The sequence below is a fragment of the Vitreoscilla filiformis genome (assembly GCF_002222655.1).
GTDB classification, from domain to species: Bacteria; Pseudomonadota; Gammaproteobacteria; order Burkholderiales; family Burkholderiaceae_C; genus Ideonella; species Ideonella filiformis.
Window position 1 is genome coordinate 210,579 of the sequence record NZ_CP022424.1, and the last position, 21,384, is coordinate 231,962.

Annotated in this window: 19 protein-coding genes; 4 read left to right on the top strand and 15 right to left on the bottom strand. The window is 65.8% G+C overall.

Annotation, left to right across the window (positions count from 1 at the left end; all coding sequences use genetic code 11):
* Positions 1-37 precede the first annotated feature (37 nt).
* The 4 genes from glcF to VITFI_RS17240 form a co-directional block, all read right to left on the bottom strand.
* Positions 38-1,279 carry a glycolate oxidase subunit GlcF gene (gene glcF / locus VITFI_RS17225; protein WP_089418383.1) on the bottom strand — a complete coding sequence of 414 codons (1,242 nt, stop codon included), beginning with the start codon at positions 1,277-1,279 and terminating at the stop codon, positions 38-40.
* A 6-nt stretch (positions 1,280-1,285) separates the two neighbouring features.
* On the bottom strand, positions 1,286-2,395 hold the full coding sequence (gene glcE / locus VITFI_RS17230) for a glycolate oxidase subunit GlcE (protein WP_089418384.1): 1,110 nt from the start codon (positions 2,393-2,395) through the stop codon (positions 1,286-1,288).
* Positions 2,395-3,888 (bottom strand): FAD-linked oxidase C-terminal domain-containing protein, encoded by a 1,494-nt coding sequence (locus VITFI_RS17235; protein WP_089418385.1) that lies wholly within the window; start codon positions 3,886-3,888, stop codon positions 2,395-2,397. Before VITFI_RS17235 ends, glcE begins: the two co-directional genes overlap by 1 nt.
* Before the next feature lie 114 nt (positions 3,889-4,002).
* Positions 4,003-5,664: a hypothetical protein gene (locus tag VITFI_RS17240; RefSeq protein WP_089418386.1), complete on the bottom strand. Its 1,662-nt coding sequence runs from the start codon at positions 5,662-5,664 to the stop codon at positions 4,003-4,005.
* A gap of 20 nt (positions 5,665-5,684) precedes the next feature.
* Between VITFI_RS17240 and VITFI_RS17245 the strand changes: the two genes are divergently transcribed.
* Entirely contained in the window at positions 5,685-6,731 is a 1,047-nt protein-coding gene (locus VITFI_RS17245) for an alpha/beta fold hydrolase (RefSeq protein WP_232476732.1), read from the top strand.
* 5 nt (positions 6,732-6,736) lie between these two features.
* Here VITFI_RS17245 and VITFI_RS17250 read toward each other — a convergent pair whose 3' ends face one another.
* Positions 6,737-9,826, bottom strand: coding sequence for a G8 domain-containing protein (locus VITFI_RS17250; RefSeq protein ID WP_089418387.1), 3,090 nt, complete (start codon positions 9,824-9,826; stop codon positions 6,737-6,739).
* 187 nt (positions 9,827-10,013) lie between these two features.
* Between VITFI_RS17250 and VITFI_RS17255 the strand changes: the two genes are divergently transcribed.
* The gene (locus tag VITFI_RS17255) at positions 10,014-10,622 is read left to right on the top strand and encodes a class I SAM-dependent methyltransferase (protein WP_089418388.1); all 609 of its coding nucleotides are present in this window, start codon (positions 10,014-10,016) and stop codon (positions 10,620-10,622) included.
* 3 nt (positions 10,623-10,625) lie between these two features.
* Here the strand turns inward: VITFI_RS17255 and VITFI_RS17260 are convergent, their stop codons facing one another.
* Genes VITFI_RS17260 through VITFI_RS17305 form a run of 10 tightly spaced genes read right to left on the bottom strand, consistent with a single transcriptional unit; the run spans position 10,626 to position 18,244 of the window.
* Positions 10,626-11,213: a nitroreductase family protein gene (locus VITFI_RS17260; protein ID WP_089418389.1), complete on the bottom strand. Its 588-nt coding sequence runs from the start codon at positions 11,211-11,213 to the stop codon at positions 10,626-10,628.
* Positions 11,214-11,223: 10 nt separating this feature from the next.
* Entirely contained in the window at positions 11,224-11,916 is a 693-nt protein-coding gene (locus tag VITFI_RS17265; RefSeq protein ID WP_089418390.1) for a tetratricopeptide repeat protein, read from the bottom strand.
* Positions 11,913-12,905, bottom strand: a complete 993-nt coding sequence (locus VITFI_RS18810) for a DsbE family thiol:disulfide interchange protein (protein ID WP_157725772.1) — start codon at positions 12,903-12,905, stop codon at positions 11,913-11,915. Before VITFI_RS18810 ends, VITFI_RS17265 begins: the two co-directional genes overlap by 4 nt.
* The gene (locus VITFI_RS17275; protein ID WP_089418392.1) at positions 12,902-14,833 is read right to left on the bottom strand and encodes a heme lyase CcmF/NrfE family subunit; all 1,932 of its coding nucleotides are present in this window, start codon (positions 14,831-14,833) and stop codon (positions 12,902-12,904) included. Before VITFI_RS17275 ends, VITFI_RS18810 begins: the two co-directional genes overlap by 4 nt.
* Positions 14,830-15,276 (bottom strand): cytochrome c maturation protein CcmE, encoded by a 447-nt coding sequence (gene ccmE / locus VITFI_RS17280; protein ID WP_089418393.1) that lies wholly within the window; start codon positions 15,274-15,276, stop codon positions 14,830-14,832. The genes VITFI_RS17275 and ccmE overlap by 4 nt, the downstream gene beginning before the upstream one ends.
* Positions 15,273-15,497 carry a heme exporter protein CcmD gene (gene ccmD, locus VITFI_RS17285; RefSeq protein WP_089418394.1) on the bottom strand — a complete coding sequence of 75 codons (225 nt, stop codon included), beginning with the start codon at positions 15,495-15,497 and terminating at the stop codon, positions 15,273-15,275. Before ccmD ends, ccmE begins: the two co-directional genes overlap by 4 nt.
* Complete coding sequence (gene ccmC, locus VITFI_RS17290; RefSeq protein WP_089418395.1) at positions 15,490-16,224, bottom strand: heme ABC transporter permease CcmC; 735 nt, start codon at positions 16,222-16,224, stop codon at positions 15,490-15,492. The genes ccmD and ccmC overlap by 8 nt, the downstream gene beginning before the upstream one ends.
* A 25-nt stretch (positions 16,225-16,249) precedes the next feature.
* Entirely contained in the window at positions 16,250-16,939 is a 690-nt protein-coding gene (locus tag VITFI_RS17295; protein WP_089418396.1) for a heme exporter protein CcmB, read from the bottom strand.
* On the bottom strand, positions 16,936-17,520 hold the full coding sequence (gene ccmA, locus VITFI_RS17300; RefSeq protein ID WP_089418397.1) for a heme ABC exporter ATP-binding protein CcmA: 585 nt from the start codon (positions 17,518-17,520) through the stop codon (positions 16,936-16,938). The genes VITFI_RS17295 and ccmA overlap by 4 nt, the downstream gene beginning before the upstream one ends.
* Position 17,521: 1 nt before the next feature.
* Positions 17,522-18,244, bottom strand: coding sequence for a Crp/Fnr family transcriptional regulator (locus VITFI_RS17305; RefSeq protein WP_089418398.1), 723 nt, complete (start codon positions 18,242-18,244; stop codon positions 17,522-17,524).
* A gap of 148 nt (positions 18,245-18,392) precedes the next feature.
* Here VITFI_RS17305 and VITFI_RS17310 point away from each other — a divergent pair, with 148 nt between their 5' ends.
* Positions 18,393-18,701, top strand: a complete 309-nt coding sequence (locus VITFI_RS17310) for a chaperone NapD (protein ID WP_089418399.1) — start codon at positions 18,393-18,395, stop codon at positions 18,699-18,701.
* 115 nt (positions 18,702-18,816) lie between these two features.
* A complete protein-coding gene (gene napA, locus VITFI_RS17315) occupies positions 18,817-21,372 on the top strand; it encodes a nitrate reductase catalytic subunit NapA (RefSeq protein WP_089418400.1) in 2,556 nt (851 codons plus the stop codon).
* Positions 21,373-21,384: the final 12 nt, after the last annotated feature.

A 21,384-nucleotide genomic window follows, 5' to 3' on the forward strand; every position in this document is an offset into this window, starting at 1 on the left:
GCCAGCGGTTGTCGGTGGGTCAAGGCGGCCAGGGGAATCACCCCAACCGCTCCGCCAGCACCTCCACCCAATGCCGCACCGGTGTTTGTGTGCCCGTCTGCAAATGCTGAATGCAGCCGATGTTGGCCGACACGATGGCCTGCGGTGCCAACTCCGCCAGGTGGCGCAACTTGCGGTCGCGCAGTTCGTAGGCCAAGTCGGGTTGCAACACGCTGTAGGTGCCCGCCGAGCCGCAGCACAGGTGGCTTTCGCGCTGCGCCACATGCACTTCAAACCCCAGCGCCGCCAGGTGCGTTTCCACCCCGCCGCGCAGCTTTTGCCCGTGTTGCAACGTACACGGCGGATGAAACGCCAGCTTCACCGGCCGACCTTCTTGCACCGGACGCAGCCGCTCTCGCAGCACCGGCACCAGCTCCGGCAGCAGTTCGGACAGATCACGCGCCAGCGCCGCCACCCGCGCCGCCTTGGTGGCATAAGCCGCATCGTGGCCCAGGGCGTGACCGTACTCCTTCACCGCCAACCCGCACGCCGACGCATTCATGACGAGGGCCTCCACCTCGCCGCGTTCAATCCACGGCCACCAAGCGTCGATGTTGCGGCGGGCGTCGTCCAGGCCGCCTTCCGGGTCGCTGAGGTGGCTGCGCAGGGCGCCGCAACACTTGGCTTTTTCGATGACCACGGTTTGCACGCCCACCGCGTCCAGCACCTGGGCGGTGGCCAGGTTGATGTTGGGCATCAGCGTGGGTTGCACGCAGCCGGCCAGCAACAACACCTTGCGGGCGTGGGTGCGCGTCGGCCAACGCCCTTGGGGTGCAGGGCTGGCAGCCGGCACTTTGTTTTGCAACGCTGTGGGCAGCAACGGTCGCAACGCTTGCCCGGCTTGGATCGCCAGCGGGAACAGTGGCGACGTCAACCCTTCCCGCAGCGCCCAGCGCACCAGGCGCTCGCCGGTGGGGCGCTGCACCTTGGCATCGGCGATGCGCCGACCAATCTCCACCAATGGGCCGTATTGCACGCCGCTGGGGCAGGTGCTTTCGCAGTTGCGGCAGGTCAGGCACTTGTCCAGATGCTGTTGCATCGAGCGCGTGACCTCAGCGCCTTCGAGCACCTGTTTCATCAGGTAGATGCGGCCACGCGGGCCGTCCAGCTCATCGCCCAGCAGTTGGTAAGTGGGGCAGGTGGCGGTGCAAAAACCGCAATGCACGCATTTGCGGAGGATGGCTTCGGCGGCCTCGCCCTCGGGCGTGCCGGCAAATTCAGGCGCGAGATGGGTTTGCATGCGGCCTCACAAATCAGGGTAGAGCCGACCGGGGTTGAACACCCCCTGGGGATCGAACGCCCGCTTGAGCGTTTGATGGATGCGCCACAGCGCCGGATCGGGGCGGGTGAACACGGGTTCGTGGCCGTCGCCGCCGCACATCAGGGTGGCGTGGCCGCCCACGCGCTGCGCCGCGTCACGCAGCGCACTGGCGGGGCGCTGGCTGCGCAGCCAGCATTGGGCGCCGTGCCATTCGATGAAGGTGTCCTCGTCACCAGCCAGCGGCGGCGCGGTGCGCGGCACGGACAGGCGCCACAAACGCCAACCCTCCGCCCGTTGGAACACATCCAGCGCAAAAAACCGGTGTTGTTGATCGCGCACGCTGCGCCACCAGGCGTCGGCCTCCTCATCGGGCAACACTTGTGCGCCCTGCGCGATGAACTGCGCCTGCGCGGCCACCACCGCCGCATGCGCCCCCGCCAAGCGCACCGACAGCCGCCCCGCGTGCCACGCGCTGGCCTGAATCGGCAACGGCTGGCTGGCCCAGCGTGCCAACTGCGCCAGGGCGTCGGCTTGGGCGCACTCGAACACCACGGTGCGCCGCGCCGCCGGCAGCGGCAGCACCTTGAGCGACACCTCACAGATCACGCCCAGCACCCCGAGCGAACCCGCGAAGCTGCGCGCCATGTCGTAACCGGCGACGTTTTTCATCACCTGGCCGCCAAAACTCAACAGCTCGCCCCGACCGTTGAGCACGGTGGCGCCCAGCACGTAATCCCGCACCGTGCCCACGGCCACACGCGCCGGGCCGGCCAACCCTGCGGCCACCATGCCGCCGACGGTGCCCCCCGCCGCAAAGTGCGGCGGCTCAAACGGCAGGCACTGGCCGCGCTCGGCCAGCGTGGCTTCCAGTTCGGCTAGCGGCGTGCCGGCGCGGGCGGTGATCACCAATTCGCTCGGCTCGTATTGGCTGATGCCGCGCAAGGGTTTCACATCCAGCGCCGTGCCCTGCAAGGCTTGGCCATAAAACGCCTTGGTGCCGCCGCCCACGATCGCCACGGGCACGCGCCGCGCCCGGGCGTCGTTCAGGTGTTCGATCAGGCGGGCCAGCGCCGGGTCTTGGGTCGTCAGCGCCATCAAAAACGCTCCAGTTCAGGGAAGGGCAACAGGCCACGGCGCACCGTCAGCCGACCGTATTCGGCGCAGCGGTGCAAAGTCGGGATGACCTTGCCGGGGTTGAGTAGCTCGCGCTCGTCAAACGCCCGTTTGATGGCGAACATCTGTTCGCGCTCCTCGGCGCTGAATTGCACGCACATCGAGTTCAGCTTTTCCACGCCGACACCGTGCTCACCCGTGACGGTGCCCCCCAGCGCGACGCTGGTTTCCAAAATCTCGGCGCCAAATTGTTCGCAGCGGTGCAGTTGATCCGGGTCGTTCGCATCGAACAGGATCAGCGGATGCAGGTTGCCGTCGCCCGCGTGGAAAACGTTGCAGCAGCGCAGGCCGTATTTCTGCTCCATTTCGGCGATGGCGCGCAGGATGTCGGCCAAGCGCTTGCGCGGGATGGTCGAGTCCATGCACATGTAATCTGGGCTGATGCGCCCCGAAGCGGGAAAGGCGTTTTTGCGCCCGCTCCAAAAGCGCAGGCGTTGCGCTTCGTCTTGGCTGACCTCCAGACGATTCGCCCCCGCCGCACGCAACACCGCACTCATGCGCTCGATTTCTTCGGCCACTTCGTCCGGCGTGCCGTCGCTTTCGCACAGCAAGATGGCGGCAGCGTCCAGGTCATAACCGGCATGCACAAAATCTTCGACAGCCGCCGTCATCGGCTTGTCCATCAGCTCCAAGCCCGCCGGGATGATGCCGGCGGCGATCACCGCCGCCACCGCCTCGCCAGCGGCTTCGACGGTCGGGAAACTCGCCATCAAGCAGCGGGCCAAACGCGGTTTAGGCACGAGTTTGACCGTCACTTCGGTGATGACGGCCAACATGCCCTCACTGCCGATCACCAGCGGCAGCACATCCAAGCCGGGTGCATCCAGCGCCAAACTGCCAAAGGTGATGGGCTCGCCCGCCGCCGTGAAGCCGCGCACTTGCAGCACGTTGTGCAGCGTCAGGCCATATTTCAGGCAATGCACGCCGCCCGAGTTTTCAGCGATGTTGCCGCCGATGGTGCAAGCGATTTGGCTCGATGGATCGGGCGCGTAATACAGCCCAAACGGTGCGGCCTCCTCGCTGATCGCCAAGTTGCGCACGCCGGCTTGCACCACAGCGGTACACGCCAGCGGATCGACGCCCAAAATGCGGTTGAACCGCGCCAGCGACAGGGTGACCCCCAGCGCATGTGGCATCGCCCCACCGGACAAGCCCGTGCCTGCGCCCCGCGCCACCACCGGCACGCCCAGCGCATGGCAGGTGCGCAGCACGGCGGCGACTTGCGCTTCGGTGTCGGGCAAGGCCACGGCCAGGGGGCGTTGACGGTAGGCGGTCAGGCCGTCGCACTCGTAAGGGGTGGTGTCGGCATCGTGCCAGAGCAGCGCGTGAACGGGCAGCACCGCACGCAGCGCGGTGACCACCTCGGCGCGGCGCGCGGCCAGCTCTGAGGCGGCGGGGGAAGGAACAAGCGTCATGGCGGGGCCTGCAACAAAGGCGGACAGAGAGCGGCACTGTAGGCACGCCCGCCGCGCAGCGGTTTGATGATTTTTTGCAGGCCGCTTGAGGAAATTTGCAGGGGCCCCGGCGACTCAGCGCCACACCCCAAAAAGCACGCCGATCTTTTGCCAAAAACTCAGGCGCTCGTCGCTGAGTGCGTCCAGAAAATCCGACAGGCGTTTGGATTTGGTGATGGTGTAGAACGTCAACAGCGTGCTCAATGTGGCCACAGCCAGGAAAAACAGCACCCGCCGCTCGGGGGAACTGCCGGCCTCGTCCAGCAAGTTCATGCCGAGAAAACCCGTCGTCGTCGTGCCGATCATGCCCAGGATGGTGACCACCGTCAGCCGCACCACGGTGTTGGCTTGGCGGCGAATGCTGTCGGCGTCCAGGTAGTCACTCATGTCGCGGATGCGCTCTTTGACTTCACCGTACAGCCGTTCCGTGCCCAAATGCTGGCTGGTCATCTGGAAAATGGCGCGGGCTTGGGCTTGTTCGGCCACATCGCGGAACCAGTAACGGTGCGTGAAGCGCAAAAACCCCTCGAACGCGGCCCGGATGTGGCGCTTGAAACGGCGCACGCTGTCGGCGTCGCCCACATCCAAGGCTTTGAGGGCTTGGGCCAGCCGATCCGCCACCATCAGCAGCGCCGCTTTCTGGAAGTGCGCGATCAAGAACAGCAAAAAATGCTCATGGCGAAACTGCGCCAACACGCCATGCTGGCCGCAGGTGAAAAAGGCCGAGCGCGCATCCCCGACCACCACCAGCGCATGGCCGCAAATCAGGTAGCGCGTGCGCGGGGCGGGGCCTTCGTCGGCCCAGAAACGGTCGTAGCAATAACGCGCTTCAAAATCGGCCAGATGGGCTTCAGCGTAAGGGAGCTGCGCTCCCTGTGCCGGCGCCCCCGTGACCAGACCCAAGCGCACAAAATCCGCCCGGCTCAAGGCGCGGGGATCGTCCAACGCCAGCCACGCCATCACCGGCATGCGGTAGTACTCGATTTGGCGAAAGCGCCAGGCATGGCCCGGATCGTCCGCAGCGGGCAGGCCATCGGGCACCAGCGGTTGCAGCAGCCAGGCCCAATCGGCAGCGATGCGCGGGGCGCGCTGTTCCCCCACCTGGGTGAGGAACCGCTCACGCGCTTGGGCGTCGGACGCCACCAACACGTCGCCCTGCGCATCCAGCCATTCCATGCTCACCGGTGAGTGCATCGCCCGACCGCTGGCGTCCCAACCGCTCGGATAACCCCGGCCCAGGCGGTACAACAGTTCTTGCGCCTGCGGCAAGCTCAACTCGGCGCCTGCCAGCTCGACGTGCAGCAACACCTGACCCACATCGAAAAAGAAATACAGCGCCACCTGCTGCACCTGCAAGGTGATGGGCGCGGCCTCTGGATGCAGCACCACGCGCACGGCGGCCACGTCTTGGCGACGCAGCACTTGCATGGCGGCGTCGGGTTGGCCGTTGGCGTCCACCTCACCGAACAGGAAACGCTGCACAAAAGGCAAGAAGGTGACGAACTCGTGGTAGTGCCGTTCGTGAAAATCCTGCCCCGATGGGCTGAACCCATTGGCCACCGCCTGCCAAGGGTTGACGGCTCCGGGGGCCAAGCTGGCACCGATGGCCTGCCAAGGCCGGCGCAGCGCGGAGCCCGTTTCTTCTTGCCCACGCGGGGGCACCAGCCGCAACGGCCATAGCAGAGATTGGCGGTACTGGCGCACACAAGGCACGGTGCTGGCGGAGGGTTGAAGCATCGTCCGAGTATAAAAAGGGCATGGACAAGCATTCGCCGTCGATTTCTTCCGCCGCAGCCGCCGAAGAACGCCTGGAGCCCGCAGAGGAAACCTGCTTCGCGGACACTCCGACCATGTCAAAACCCTCTCACACCCACCGCCCGGTACACGCGCAGCGTGTGCAAAACCTCCATGCCAACGGTGTGACGCTGCACGTGGTGCGCGATGGCCCACCCACCGCCGAACCCTTGCTGCTCATCCCGGGCTTCGCCATGCAGTTGACGGACTGGCCGCGTGGCCTGATCGATCAACTGGTGGAGGCGGGTTTCCACGTCATCCGTTTCGATCTGCGGGACATGGGTTTGAGCGAGTCGATGGACTCGCATGGCCAAGCCGGGCTGGTGCAAGCGGTGCTGTGGCGCACCTTCGGGGCCAGTGCCATGGTGCCCTACACCCTGGCCGATTTGGCCGACGATGCCGCCGCCCTGCTCACGGCCTTGGAAGTGCCCAGCGCCCATGTGTGCGGCGTGTCCATGGGGGGCATGGTGGCGCAGCACCTGGTGGCCCGCCATCCGCAGCGCGTGCGCAGTTTGACGCTGATGATGACCACCACCGGTTCGCCCTGGGTGCCCCGCGCCTCACCGTTGCTGTTGAGCCGCTTGCAGATGGAGCCGCCTTCGTGGAATCAGTCGGAGGCGCTGGTGCAACACTTCGTCAATTTGTACAGCGCCATCGGCAGCCCCGGCTTTCCCGAGCCGACCCACGAGCTGCGCGAACGGGTCGAAGCGGGGTTGAAACGATCCTACCGACCGCAGGCGCTGTCTCGCCAGATGGCGGCGGTGGTGTCCGATGGCGATTGCACGCCGCTGCTGCGCACCATCCATGTGCCCACCGTGGTGATCCACGGCAGCGACGATGTGATGGTGCCCGTGGGCGCCGGGCGCGACTTGGCCCGGCGCATCCCCGGGGCGATCTACGACGAGATTCCCGGGTTGGGCCACGATTTCCCCCGCGCTTTGTGGCCTCGGTTTGTGCGCAACATCGCCCAAGTGGCGCGCCAGGCACGTCAGCGCCCGGCATCGCCCTGACACCCTCACATGGCTTGGATGGAAGCCAAACAGGCGTCGAACTGGGAACGGTCCATGCCCGCACACGCGCCTTGCGGGTACACAAACACCGACGAGGCGTAGTTCAACCCGGCCTCCGAGCGCGGTGACTCCTTGGCTTGCGCTTGGGCCGAATACACCGAACCGGTGTAACGAATCCACAGCAGGTTGCTGCCCCGATCCTGCCAAACCAGCTTGCCCGTGCGGTCGGCCATCACCTCGTTGAGTGAGTTGGCGTGGACGAAGTAGCGCGTGGCGGTGGGGGTGGCGTCGGTGCTGTCCGGGTTGTTGGCGGCATCGAGCAGCGGATATTCCCGGTTAAAGCGCCGCCCCGCGATGATGTAACCCGCCGCCGTGAACCGGCCATCAAACGGGATGGCGATCACGAATTCATCGGTGGTGCGATAAGCGTTGTCCACGTCGAACGTGACGAAACGCGGTTGGCGCGCATGGGTCGGGAAACGCAGGGCATAACGCCCCTTGGGCACCACGGCAAAGTGGCGCATCCAACCCAACTTCCACGAACAGGCATAGCCGTCGGGCGGCGGGTTGCGGAAATCGCAGTTTTGCGTCACGCCTTGGCTGTCCACCCACTTGTCGTAACCGTCGTCGATGTTCCAAACGTCGATGAGGGTGTCCCCGGCCTCGTTTTGGCGTTCCACGCGCATGGCCGCCGAGAAGGTAAAGCGCGAGCTGTCCACATCCGTCTGGAAGCTGGAGACACCGTAGTACGGGCCTTCACACGCACTGCCGTTGAGGCCATCGCCAGCGGTGCTGCCGTCCAGCGCCACACAGCGCCGGCCACTGGTCAAGAACGGTACGTTGTGAACCACGTAGTAGTTTTTCGGGCCCCAGTAACCGTAGGGATCCCACAGCGCCCCAGAAAGCACCCAGTTTTCGGCCCGGTTGTGGACGGCCTGCAACATCGGCGGCAAGCTGCGGTAGCCCGGGTGGCTGTTGATCATGCGGTTGCCGTTGTTGCGGATCGTGCCTTTCTCCAAGGGACGCAGGTAGTAATCGTCCGTCATGAAAGCACCGCTGGGGGTGTCTTTCTTGAAGGGGAAGTTGACGAAGACGTTGTTCTTCATGTCCACCGCCGAGTGGTAGGTGGCCAGGCCCACGGGGGGCGTCACCCGGCTCGGATACCCCTTGCCGACGTTCAGGCTGTGCCCCACCAGCAGCACGCGCTGGATCACACCGTTCGTGACAGCGCCAGCGAAATAGGTGCCAGCGTTGTCCGCCGTGACCCACTCTTGGTAGTTGGGTTTGCCGGTGTGGTTGCGATAGGCCCCGGTCGCCCCGACGATGCCAGTTTTGTAAATCGTGCTGCCCTTGACCGTGAAGGTGGTCTGACGGCCACAGTAATCCCAGAAATTGCCGTTGCCGTCGTAACACGGCTTGCTGTCGCCCATGGGGTTGTAGGCGGTGGAGACGAGTGTGCCCGGGCTGGCTTCGGGACGAGCATTGTTATCGTCTTGCGGCGTCAGATCCATCAACTGGCCAGGGCCGCCGGTGGAGTGAGACACGTTGCCTTCAATCTGCTTGAGCTTGATGAAACGCGGGTACAGCGCCACTTTGCGAGACAGCCCCAGCGTGCGTTCCGGAAACGCCAGCCACAAACCGTTGCCCAGGGCATCGCCGGTGTGGTTGTTGGTCAGGGTGTTGTCTGGGTTGGTCATCCAAACTGCGGAAGGGCCGGCCTCGTACACCTGCGAGCCCTCATGCACCTTGAGCAGTTTGTCGGCGTTAGGCGAACGCACCTTGAGCACCAAGTTGTCAGAGATGACGTTGCGCCGCTCGGTAGCATCCTCCAAGAAAATGGCGTGGCCCTTGATGTTGTAACAAATGTTGTTGCGCACCTGCACGCCGTTGGTGCTATGGATGACGATGCAGCGCTGGGCCGAGTCCCAAATGGCGCTGTTGCGGATCACATGGCCGGTGGCGTCACCGCGCTGGAGACCCGTGTTGATGTCATAACTCAAGAGGTGCCAGTGGATGGGGTAGCGTGCCAGTTTGCCTGCCTGGCCAACGCGGCGAAACTCGACGCCATCGACCACCACCTTGGAATCCAAGCCCATGATCAGCATGTGTGCGCCGAACCCGTGGTGATTCCAAGCGTCGTCATTGGCGCCCTGAATGACGATGCGCCGGGACAGGTTGCCGACCTCAGCGCGTGAGTCCAGCACCGTGGGGAACGGGGTGGAAGGCGGGGCAAAGCTGCTTTGCGGCTGCAAGCTCATGCCTTGGTCGGTGAGGTACTGGAGCCGTCCCCAGCGTGCAGTCTTCAGCCCGGAGCCCAGTGTGATGTTGGTGCCACTGGCGTTTTGCGCCAGCGTGACTTGCTCGGTGGTCGCTTGTTGATAGAAGTCGGTCGGAGCGAAGATGAGCTGATCGCCTTTGCGCCAGGAGACGCCGTTTTTCAGCGTGGCCGTGCGGGTGTATGAGGGCAGATGCTGGTTGAGCTGTGTCCACGTCGGCCCCGTGAACTGGCCATACAGCAGCAGCGACCCGCCGACCACATTGAACCCCCGAGAAATACCGTCGTTGTCCACCGTGGTGTCGGTGTTGGTGCGTAGCCCGGTCAGGGTGATGGTGGCTTGGTGGGTGAAAGGCGCCGCAGCGCTACCGATTTCCAAACGCCCGGTCAGCAAAATGTTGCGGGCACTGAGTTTCACGTCGCGCCGGTCTTCGAACACCAATGCGCCTTTGATGGTCAAGGCTGGCAGGCTGGGCGGATCCATGTCCAGAATGACGGTGGTGCCGCTCGGAATGACCACTTCACTCACCCCGCGCAGATCGGTGGCCGTTTTAGGCAGGCCGCTGTTGGCCGCCGACCAGCGCACCGTGGTGGCTTCGGCAGTGGCGACCAAGCGGGTGCCGTTGGCGGCAGTGTGGGCCTCGGCAGTGCTGGCCAGGGCCTGCGCCAGCAGTACATGCGATGAGTGATCCGCCTCAGCCGCTTGGGCCGTGGCGCGCAAGGTGGTGGTATCGGTGGTGCAGATGTCTGCGTCGTCACCGCCTCCGCATCCGTTCAGAGCAACCGCAGCCCCCAGAAGGGCCCATAACCGATGGTGCATGTCAATTCCCTTGATTCCAACTCAGCCGGGCGCTGGGCTTGCGCCCCTTGGCTGCGCATTTTCCGGGCGCTGACACTGGGATTGACGGGAATTTACACATTGCAAAACAAGAAGTAACACAAAGCAGTGGTGTAGCCTCGCGAATGCGCCACCCATGGGGGTGGCGTTCCTTACAACGGAGCATCTTGTGCGTACTTTTCTTCACGTGGGCTGCGGTTCCAAGCGCAAAGACCAAACCACCGCAGGCTTCAACACCCCCGACTGGCAAGAGCGGCGTTTTGACATCGACCCTGCCGCCCGCCCCGACATCGTCGGCACCATGACGGACATGTCAGCCGTGGCATCGGCGTCGGTGAATGCGGTGTTTTCCAGCCACAACATCGAACACCTGTACCCGCACGAAGTGCCGGTGGCGCTGGCCGAGTTTCGGCGCGTGCTCACCCCCGATGGGTTTGTGGTGATCACCTGCCCGGATTTGCAATCCGTGTGCGCCGCCGTGGCCGAAGACAAGCTGGACGACCCTCTCTACAAATCCCCCGCCGGCCCGATCTCGCCGTTGGACATCTTGTACGGCCACCGGGCCTCGATGCAACGCGGCAACCTGTTCATGGCCCACCGGTGCGGGTTCACGGCCAAGGTGTTGATCGCGGCGCTGCGGGCGGCGGGCTTCACGTCGGTGGCTTGCACCAAGCGGGCGGCACCGTTTTTCGATCTGTACGCCGTGGCCACCCGCGAGCCCAGCAGCCGCGAAGTGCTCGAACAGTTGGCGCAGTTGCACTTCCCCAAGCGTACTTGAGGCTCAATCTCGCCACGTCACCCCATCGGCCACGGCAGGTCGGGGGCGTGGCGGTTTGACCCGCGTCGGCGTGCCCAGGCTGATGAAACACACCGCCTGTTCGTGCGGAGCCACATCAAACGCCTGACGCATGGCCTCGCCCTGCAACGCCTTCCCGCCCGACAAACCACTGCCCCAGCCGCGTGCATGCGCCGCCAGCAGCACGTTTTGCACCGCCGCCCCCACAGCCAGCAAGCGCTCCCAGGGCGGCACGTCGCTGTCATCACCGCCGAGGCGGGCGATCACCAGCACCAACACCGCGCCCCGCTGCGCTTTGGCACGGGCATCGGCCAGTTGTTCGGGCAGGGCGTGCGGGTCACGCGCCAGCAGGCTGTGGGCGAAGACTTCGCCCAGCCGCTCACGCGCTTGCGGCCCCAGCACCACAAAACGCCATGGCGTCAGGCGGCCATGATCCGGTGCCGCCGCCGCAGCGCGAAACAGCGCCTCCAGCGTCGCGGCATCCGGCCCCGGTTCCCCCAGATGTTTGGGGCCGATGTGTTGGCGGGTGTGGATCAGCGCATCACACAGTTCAACAGGAAAAGACAGGTTCATGGGCAGGCTTTCAACGCCCCGGTGCCGGAGCCATGCGCGGATCTTCGCCGCGTTCCAGCCGAGCGATGGCCCCATCCAGCGCTTGACGATCCGGGCTGCCGACGGCGTACTGTTCGCGCAGGCGGGTGAAGGCTTGTCGGGCCAAGGCCATGTCGCCCTGATCCAGCGCCGCCAGCCCGTGCAACATCAACACCTTCGGGTGCTGCGGTGCCAGGGAAACGGCTTGGCGCAGCAGGCCCACACTGGTGTCATCAAAGTGATGTTCGGCGCTGAGGATGCGGGCTTCGAGCCAATCGGTCAGCACGTCCACATCTTGCGTGGCCCGTTCGCCGACACGGGCGTAGGCTTGCGCCGCTTCCGCCGTCCGACCGGTGACTCGCAGCGAGCGCGCCAGCATCAACCAGCCCTCCGGGTCATTGGGCTGGCGCTCCAGGCGTTCAGCCAGACGCTGCACCCGGTCTTCGATCTGCGTCGCTGCCGATTCGCGCTCCGCCGGATTCAAGGCCCGAGGGTGCCCCAGCAGCGCATACAGCCCGATCACCGCCAACGGCACACCCAGCCACAGCGCCCACCGAGCGCCGCGCTCGCTCAAACCGTCACGCCCGACGGCCCACACCAAACTGGCGCCAAAGATCCCCACCAGCGCAGCGGCGCTGCCCAAAAACGGCAGCAGCCACGGCGGCGGATTCAACCAAGCGTTCATGCCGAGGCCTCCTCATTCGCTGCTGAAACTGCCGCTCGCTGGGCCTGACGCTGCAAATGGCGCCACGCTCCCCAAGCTGCGCCCAGCAGCAACAGCAGCGGCCCCAGCCACAGCAGCACGGTGCGGGCGCTCCACGGCGGGCGGTAGGTGACGAAATCGCCGTAACGCTCCACCAAAAAACGGCGGATCTCATCGTCCGATTCCCCGGCGAGGATGTGCTCGCGCATCTCCCGTTTCAGGTCGAGTGCCAGCCCGGCGGTGGAGTCGGCCAGCGATTCGTTTTGGCACACCAAACAGCGCAGTTCGGCGCTGAGGGCGTGCAGGCGGTCGTCGTCGGCTGGGTGCCACGGCCCCCTCTCCCCAACCCCTCCCCCGCGAGGGGGGAGGGGCTTTGACAGTATTTCTCCCTCTCCCCTCGTGGGAGAGGGCCGGGGAGAGGGGGCGAGTGCCACCAACCTCGGCAACAACTCCCGCGCCACAACCTCCGCCGTCAGCGCCCCCGCATGCCGAAACACGATGCGCCCTTGCGCATCCACCACAAACGTTTCCGGCGCGCCGTACACGCCCAACTCGATGCCCATGCGCCCGTCCGCATCCACCAGCGAGGTGGCGAACGGGTCGCCCAGGCGTTGCAGCCAGGCGCGGGCCTCGGTGGCATCGTCCTTGTAATTCAGGCCGATGAGCTGGCCGCCCCGCCCCTGCGCCCGCAGCGTCGCCGCCAGCGAAAGCAACACCGGATGCTCTTCCCGGCACGTTCCGCACCAGCTCGCCCAAACGTTGACGATGCGTGCTTGGCCGCGCCAATCCCGCCGCCCGTCCACCAGGCCGGCTTGCAGCAACTGCGGCAAGGCCCGATCTGGCCACAGCGTGCCCACGCGCACCGAGGGCAACTCACGCGGATCGTGGCGCATCCCCACCGCCAACAGCCCCAGCAACGCCAACCCGCACAAGGCGGCGAGGATCACGCCGGTTTTCATCGGGTTCTTCATGCTCGTTTGGCTCCCCATGCCGCACAAAACGCCCCCAAGGCCATGCCGAGCACGCCGAACCAAATCCAGCGCACAAACGGCTTGTGCTGCACACGCACACTCCAGGCGGAACGCGGGTCATCCGGCTGCAAGGCTTCACCCAGGGCGACGTACAAATCGCGGCTGAAGCCCCAGTCGATGGCGCTTTCCGTCATCGGCATGGCCGAGCCGACGTAGGCGCGTTTTTCCGTCACCAACGTGCGCGGGGCCGCGCCGGGGCAGTTGAGTTGAAAGGTGGCCGCCATCGCTTGGTAATTCGGGCCGCGCTGGGCGGCGAGGCGCTCGAAGTGCAGATCGCAGCCGGCCAGGCGGTGGTGATCGCCGGGGGCCAAACGCACATCGCGCTCCACGCCGTAGCCCTTGACCATCGCCACGCCCACCATGAACACCGCCACGCCCAGGTGCGCCAGCACCATGCCCGCCGGTCGAGCACCAAAACGGCGCCACCCTTGTTGACGCCCGCGCTGCACCGCCCCATGCAACGTGCTGACCGCCACGCCCAGCGCCAGCCACAACGCCAACGCGGTGAGCAGCTCGACACGGCCCCACGCCCCCCACAACGCCGCCGGCAGCGCCAGGGCACCCACCCCCAACGCCCAGGCGGTGGGACGCAAACGCCGCCACAACGCCGCCCCATCATCCCGCCCCCAACGCAGCCAAGCGGCGGGTAGCAGCAACACGGCGCCGGGCAGCAACAACGGGGCCATCACCGCATCAAAGTACGGCGCGCCGACCGACAACTTGCCCAGCCCGAGCGCATCCATCGCCAACGGGTAGAGCGTGCCGAGCAGCACGCTGGCGCAGGCCACACCGAGCAGCAGCGGCATCAGCGTCAACAAGCTGTCCCGCGAGAGCATGGCTTGCCCGGTGCCGATGCGCGCCGGCAGCAAGCGCTCCCCGTGCCGCGCCCACAGCCCCAAACTCACCAATAAGGTGGCCGCCAGCAAGGCCAGCATGACACTGCCCCGGCGCGGGTCGGACGCAAAGGCATGTACCGAGGTCAACACCCCCGATCTCACCAGGAACGTGCCCAGCAGCGCCAAAGCAAACCCGAAGATGGCCAGCCAAGCGGTGGCGTGCGGCTGGCCGCCGCGCAGGTCTCGCGCCACCAGGGTGTGCATCAAGCCGGCCAGGATCAGCCAGGGCATGAAGGAGGCGTTTTCCACCGGGTCCCAAAACCACCAGCCGCCCCAGCCCAGTTCGTAATACGCCCACCAACTGCCCAGCGCAATGCCCAGCGACAAAAAGCCCAGCGCCACCGCCACAAACGGGCGCATCCGGCGCGCCCAGTTCACCGGCCCACCATAAGCGAGCGTGGCCAACGTCATCGCCAACGGCACTGCGGTGCCGACGTAGCCCAGGTACAACAAGGGCGGATGGAACACCAAACCCGGGTCTTGCAACAACGGGTTGAGGCTTTGGCCCTCGTCCAACGCCGGCAACAGGCGCACAAAAGGATTGGAGGTGAACAACACAAACGCCAGCACCGCCACCGAGACGACCCCCAGCACCCCCAGCACCCGCACGCCCCACCGCGCCGGCGCTTCCCGCAGCGCCCAGGCCGAGGCCAGGCTCCACAGCGTCAGCACCGCCGCCCACAGCAACATGGAGCCTTCGTGCCCGCCCCAGGTCGCGGCGACGCAGTAGGCCAGCGGCAAGGTGCTGTGGCTGTGCTGGGCGACGTAGGCGAGCGAAAAATCATGCTGCACAAACGCCAGCGCCAACGCCACCAGCGCGCCCCACGCACCCAGCGTCTGCCAGCCCAGCGCCGTGTGGGCCAGGCGCTGGTGAGCGAACGTCACGGTGGCCGGAATGAGCCCCGCCAGCGCCTGCACCGCCGCCGCCACCAACGCGACGATGAGCAACAAATGGCCCAGTTCCCCCGTCATGGTTGGCTTCCTGGGGCGCTGGCGCCGTGGCGTTTCAAAGCATCATGGACGGCTGCGGGCATGTAGTTCTCATCGTGTTTGGCCAGCACTTCGGCGGCTTGCAGGGTGCCGGAGGCGTCGAGTCGGCCTTGGGCGATGGCGCCTTTGCCGGCGACGAACAAATCGGGCAGCACGCCCTCGTACACCACCGGGATCTGGTGGCCGCCGTCGCTCAACACAAAACGCACGCGCAGGCTCTGGGCCTCCCGATGGATCGAGCCGGGCTGCACCAGGCCGCCCAGGCGCAGTGTGTCGGCGCGGTTCACTTCACCTTGCACCACTTGGCTAGGGGTGACAAAAAACACCAAATTGCTTTGGAAAGCGCGCAGCAGCAGCGCCCCGCCCAGGCCGAGCACGGCAAGCACCAGGGCGAGAAGGAGGAAACGGCGTTGTCGGGCGGTCATGGATAGTGGCGTTCAGCGGAAACATCGTCGGCAGCGTCATCGCAACGCTGTTCGGTCAGGCGTTGGGCGCGGCGGCGCAAGGCGAACCATTCGCCAGCCAAGGCCAAGGCCGTCAGCCCCAGCGCCGACCAGACGTACACGCCATGCCGCCCCATCTGCCCCAACGCCGCCCAATCCGACCACCAAATGGAGCCGAAGGCGGACACGATGGCGTCAAACATGGTGCAGCGCCTCCAGCCAGCGGGCGTGGGCCTCACGCTCCTCGATCAATATTTGCACCCGGCGTAGCACGGTGGCAGCGGCGTAGGCCCACGCGGCGCCCACCATCAGCAGCAGGGCGGCCAGCATCGCCGGCGCCAAGCTCGATTGGCCAAGCGTGACGCTCGCCCCTTGGTGCAGCGTGTTCCACCAGCGCACCGAGAAATACATCACCGGCAGGTTGAACGCCCCCAGCAGGGCCAGCACGGCGCAGGCGCGGTCGGCGCGCTGGCGGTCTTCGTGCGCGTTCAGCAAGGCGAGGTAGCCGATGTAGAGGAACAGCAGCAGCAGCGAGGAGGTCAGCCGCGCATCCCACACCCACCAAGTGCCCCACATCGGGCGACCCCACAGGGCGCCGGTGATCAAACTCAAGGCGGCGAACAGCGCCCCGGTCGGTGCCAAAGCGTGGGCCATCAAAAAGGCGCTTTTGGTGTGCCACACCAGCCCGACGAAGGCCCACAGCGCCATGCCCGCATAAGCCAACATGCTCACCCACGCAGCGGGTACATGCAAGTAGAGCAGGCGGTAGCCCTCGCCTTGCACGGCATCCGCTGGCGTGGCGACGAAACCGAGCCACGCCCCCGGCAGCAGCAGCGCCAACGCCAGCCCCAGCAACGGGCCGGTGAGGCGCCGCGCCAGCGCGTGTAAGCGCATCGGGCTGGCGAAATAAAACAGCAGGCGGGCCCACATGGTTCGATGGTTTCCTGGTTGAAATTCAGTTTTGGCTGGCCGATTGCAGCGCCAACGCCCCCAGCACCGGCCCCACCACGCAGGACAGCGCCAACACCGCCCCGAGCAAGGACAGCTCCGCCGCCACCGGCCGCCCGGCCTGCGCGGCGTGTACCGCCAAGGTGCCAAACACCAGCACCGGCACCGCCAAGGGCAGCACGATCAACAGCGTGAGCAACGCCGCCTGCCGCACCCCGGCGGCCAGGGCAGCGGCCACGCCCGCCAGTTGCACCAGCACGCCCGTGCCCAGCACCAGCCCGAACCACAGCACCACCAGCGCCGGGGCACTCAGGCCGAATTGCAGCGCCACCAGCGGCGCCACCAGCAACACCGGCCCCGCCGTCAAGGCCCAATGCACCGCCAACCGGGCGGCGACCCACACCGCCAGCGGCATCTCCAGCGCAGCGCAGGCGAGCACGGCTTGATCGAGCCAACCGCTGCGCACATCGTCATGAAACAACCGTGCGCTGGCCAGCAACACCGCCAGCAAAGCCCCGACCCACAGCACCCCCGGCCCCAAAACCCGCAACGTGGCCGGATCGGGCCGCAGCGACAAAGGAAACAAGCTGGCCACCATCACAAAAAAACCGGCGTGCCAGGCCCAATCGCCGGGGCGCTGCACCGCCAGGCGCCATTCGCGCCGCAGCGTGGCGGCCAGGGCGCGGCGCCAGCTCATGCCGAAGCTCCCAAATCGAGCGGCGTGCAGGCGGGGAAATCGTCCGGCAGGGCGTGATGCGCCGTCAGCACCACGCCGCCGCCGTTGGCCAGATGCGCCCGCGTCGCCTCGGTGAGCCAAGCGACGCCAGCGGCATCGAGCGCATCAAACGGTTCATCCAACAACCACAGCGGGCGCGGCGCCAGGTGCAACGGCGCCAGATGCAGTTTGCGGCGCTGCCCGGCAGAAAGCTGGCGCACCGGGCGCCGCGCTGGCAGGCTCCAGCGGCGCAACCAGTCGCGCAGAGCGTCGGGCGCGGGCGGGGCGCCGGCCATGTCCAACCAGGTGCTGAGGTTGTCCAACGCGCCCAGCTCGTCGGCCAGCGGGCAAGCGTGGCCCAGGCTCCACAGCGGCGCGTGGCGTTGCACCCGACCACTCAGCGGCGGACGCAAGCCCCCCAGCGTGCGCAGCAGCGTGGTTTTGCCACAGCCGTTCGGGCCGCGCACATGCAACGCTTCACCCGCGTGCAGCGTGCAATCCAGCGGCCCCCACAACCGACGGCCTTGGCGTTCCGCCGCCAGCGCTTGCGCGTTCAACAGCATGTCAGCGCCCTTGGTGGTGGAAGTAGTCGGCCAAGCGATGCACGTCGGGGATGAGGATGTCGCGCTTGTCCATCTCGATCAGGCCGTGGGCCTCCAGCTCACGCAGCACGCGGGAAAAATACTCCGGCGTGAGCGACAGCCGCGACGCAATCGTTGCCTTGCTCACTGGCAGGCTGATGCGGTGGTTGCCTGTGAGCGTGGCGGGGGTGTCTTCGTTCGGCCCCTCCGGCAGCTCGCGCAGCAAGTAACCGATGACACGCTGCACGCCACTGTCCAGCGCGTAGGCTTGCACATCGCGCACGAGGCCGTGCAAGCGGCGCGAAATACCGGCCAACATGCGCAGCGCAAAACGGCCATCGCGGGCGATTTCGGCGGTGATCGCGTCTTTGTGAACGCTGAGCACCAACGCATCGGTGAGCGCTTGGGCGTTGACGATGTAAGGCTTGTCCGTGAACAGCAACGCTTCGGCGAAGGTGTGGCCGGGGCCGATCAGCTCGATCACCTTTTCTTGTCCGGCTGGCGACAGCGCAAACAGCTTGACTTGGCCGGTGACGCTGGCGTGAAACTCCTCACACGCTTCGCCGACGCGAAAAATGGGGTCGCCCCGCCCAAATCGCCGCAGGCGGCAGCCGTGCGCCAAGCGCTCCAGCTCCTGGGGGGTCATTTCTTGAAACAGGGGCAGCACGGCCAAACAGCGCGCCACATCGCCAATGCGGGTGTCCATGGCGGCGGATTCTGGAAATGTGGCCCCGTCTCAGCCTTGAGTGCAATCAAGCGATTCGAGACCGCCCCGACTTGAAGCAGTTCAAGGCGCCACCCGGATCGCCCGGCGACAGTGCGCGGTTTTGTCAGCCAGAACGAAGGGGCCGATCATGAGCATCTTGGGCGTGGTGGTGCGGGCGCGGGCCGAAGCCGTGGCGGACGTGGCGCAGCGGCTGGCCGAGCAGCCGGGTGTCGAGGTGGCGCTCAATCCGGGTGATGGCCGCTTGGTGGTGGTGATGGAGGATGTGGACGGCGCCAACGGCGAGCCAAGCGCCGCCCGCACGCTGGCCGATGTGGCGACGTGGCCGGGGGTGTTGGGCACGTCCTTGGTGTGGGAGTACTCGGGGCCGGACGCGCCGGCACCCGAAGGCAGCCAGATGGCGGATTTCCGGGCGTGGCGGGGGCGACCGGGGGGGTGAATCGGGTCATTTCAGATAAACCCAAACCAGTTCAAGGACACGCCCCCCCGCTTGCATCGACCATGGCTCCCGCAGCGCCCAGGCGCTTTTTTGCTTTTCTGCCGGAGCCCCATCCATGCAAGCCAACCGTCGAGATTTCCTCAAGGCGCAAGCCCTGGCCGCCAGTGCGGCGGCGGCGGGCCTTCCCATCGTTGCGGAAGCCGCCGCGAACAAAGACGCCGGCAAAACCGCCGCCGACGTGGCCGTGCGTTGGGACAAAGCCCCCTGCCGCTTCTGCGGCACCGGCTGCGCCGTGATGGTGGGCGTGCAAGACGGCAAGGTCGTGGCCACCCAAGGCGACCCGGAAGCCCCCGTGAACCGGGGCTTGAACTGCATCAAAGGGTACTTCCTCAGCAAAATCATGTACGGCAAGGATCGGCTGCAAACGCCCTTGCTGCGCAAAAAGAACGGCCAATACGACAAGGACGGCGATTTCACCCCCATCACCTGGGATGAAGCCTTCGACATCATGGCCGCCAAGTGGAAGGAAGCGCTCAAAGCCGAAGGCCCGAACAGCCTGGCCATGTTCGGTTCCGGCCAGTGGACGGTGTGGGAAGGCTATGCCGCCTCCAAGCTGTGGAAAGCGGGTTTCCGCACCAACAACCTCGACCCGAATGCGCGCCATTGCATGGCCTCGGCGGTGGCGGGTTTCATGCGCACCTTCGGCATCGATGAGCCGATGGGCTGTTATGACGACATCGAGCAAGCCGACGCCTTTGTGCTCTGGGGCTCCAACATGGCGGAGATGCACCCGATTCTGTGGAGCCGCATCACCGACCGCCGGCTCTCGAATCCGCATGTGAAGGTGGCGGTGCTTTCCACCTACGAGCACCGCAGTTTTGACTTGGCGGACTCGGGCATGGTGTTCGTGCCGCAGACGGACTTGGCGATCCTGAACTACATCGCCCACTACATCATCACGAACAAGAAGGTGAACACCGAGTTCGTGAAGAAGAACGTCAACTTCAAGAAGGGCGCGGACGACATCGGTTACGGCCTGCGCCCGGTGCATGCGCTGGAGAAGGACGCCAAGAGCAACGGCTACCCCGGCGCCGATGGCAAGCCCAAGGGCAACCCGAACGACTCGACGCCCATGAGCTTCGAGGACTACGCCAAGTTTGTGAGCGAGTACACCGCCGAGAAGGTGAGTGCGCTCTCGGGCGTGCCGGTCAAGCAACTGGAAGACCTGGCCAAGCTCTATGCCGACCCGAAGGTCAAGGTGGTGTCCTTCTGGACGATGGGCTTCAACCAGCACACGCGGGGCACTTGGGCGAACAACATGATCTACAACGTCCACCTGCTGGTGGGCAAGATCAGCCAGCCCGGCAACGGCCCGTTCAGCCTGACCGGCCAGCCCAGCGCCTGCGGCACGGCGCGGGAAGTGGGCACTTTCGCCCATCGCCTGCCGGCTGACATGGTGGTGACCAACCCCGATCACCGCAAGCACACCGAAGAAATTTGGGGCGTGCCTGAAGGCACCATCCCCGACAAAATCGGTTACCACGCCGTCGCGCAAAGCCGCGCTTTGAAGGACGGCAAGATCCGCTGCTACTGGACGAGCACCACCAACAACATGCAGGCCGGGCCGAACATCAACGGCGAAATCCTGCCCGGTTGGCGCAACCCGAAGGCTTTCGTCGTGGTGAGCGACCCTTACCCGACGGTGAGCGCGATGGCCGCCGATTTGGTGTTGCCTTCGGCGATGTGGGTGGAAAAAGAAGGCGCCTTTGGCAACGCCGAGCGCCGCACCCAGGTGTGGCGCCAGCAGGTGAAGGCACCGGGCCAAGCGCGCTCGGATCTGTGGCAGATGATGGAGTTCGCCAAGCGCTTCAAGATCGAAGAGGTGTGGCCAGCGGAGCTGATCGCCAAGATGCCCAGCGTGAAGGGCAAGACGCTGTTTGACGTGCTGTTCAAGAACGGCAAGATCAACAAGTACCCGATGGGGGATCTCACCAAGGTCAACGGCAAATACATCCCCGGCTACAAGAACGACGAGTCCGAAGCCTTTGGCTTCTATGTGCAAAAAGGCTTGTTCGAGGAATATGCCGAGTTCGGGCGCGGCCACGGCCACGATCTGGCGCCGTTCGACGTGTACCACGAGGTGCGCGGCCTGCGCTGGCCGGTGGTGGACGGCAAGGAAACGCTGTGGCGTTTCCGCGAAGGTTATGACCCGTACGTGAAGAAGGGCGAAGGCCTGCGCTTCTACGGCAACAAGGACGGCAAGGCCAACATCTTTGCCCTGCCGTACCAGCCCGCCGCCGAATCGCCGGACAAGGAATTTGACCTCTGGCTGTGTACGGGCCGCGTGCTGGAACATTGGCACACCGGCAGCATGACCCGTCGCGTGCCCGAGCTGCATCGCGCCGTGCCGGAAGCCGTGTTGTTCATGCACCCGGATGACGCCAAAGCGCGGGGCATCCAGCGTGGCATGCAAGTGAAGGTGGCCTCGCGCCGGGGCGAAATCACCCTGGCGGTGGAAACCAAGGGCCGCAACAAGGTGCCGCGTGGGTTGGTGTTCGTGCCCTTCTTTGACGAAGGCCGGCTGGTGAACAAGCTGACGCTGGACGCCACCTGCCCCATCAGCAAAGAAACCGACTACAAGAAGTGCGCCGTCAAGGTGGTGCGCGCCTGAGGTCGCCAGCGC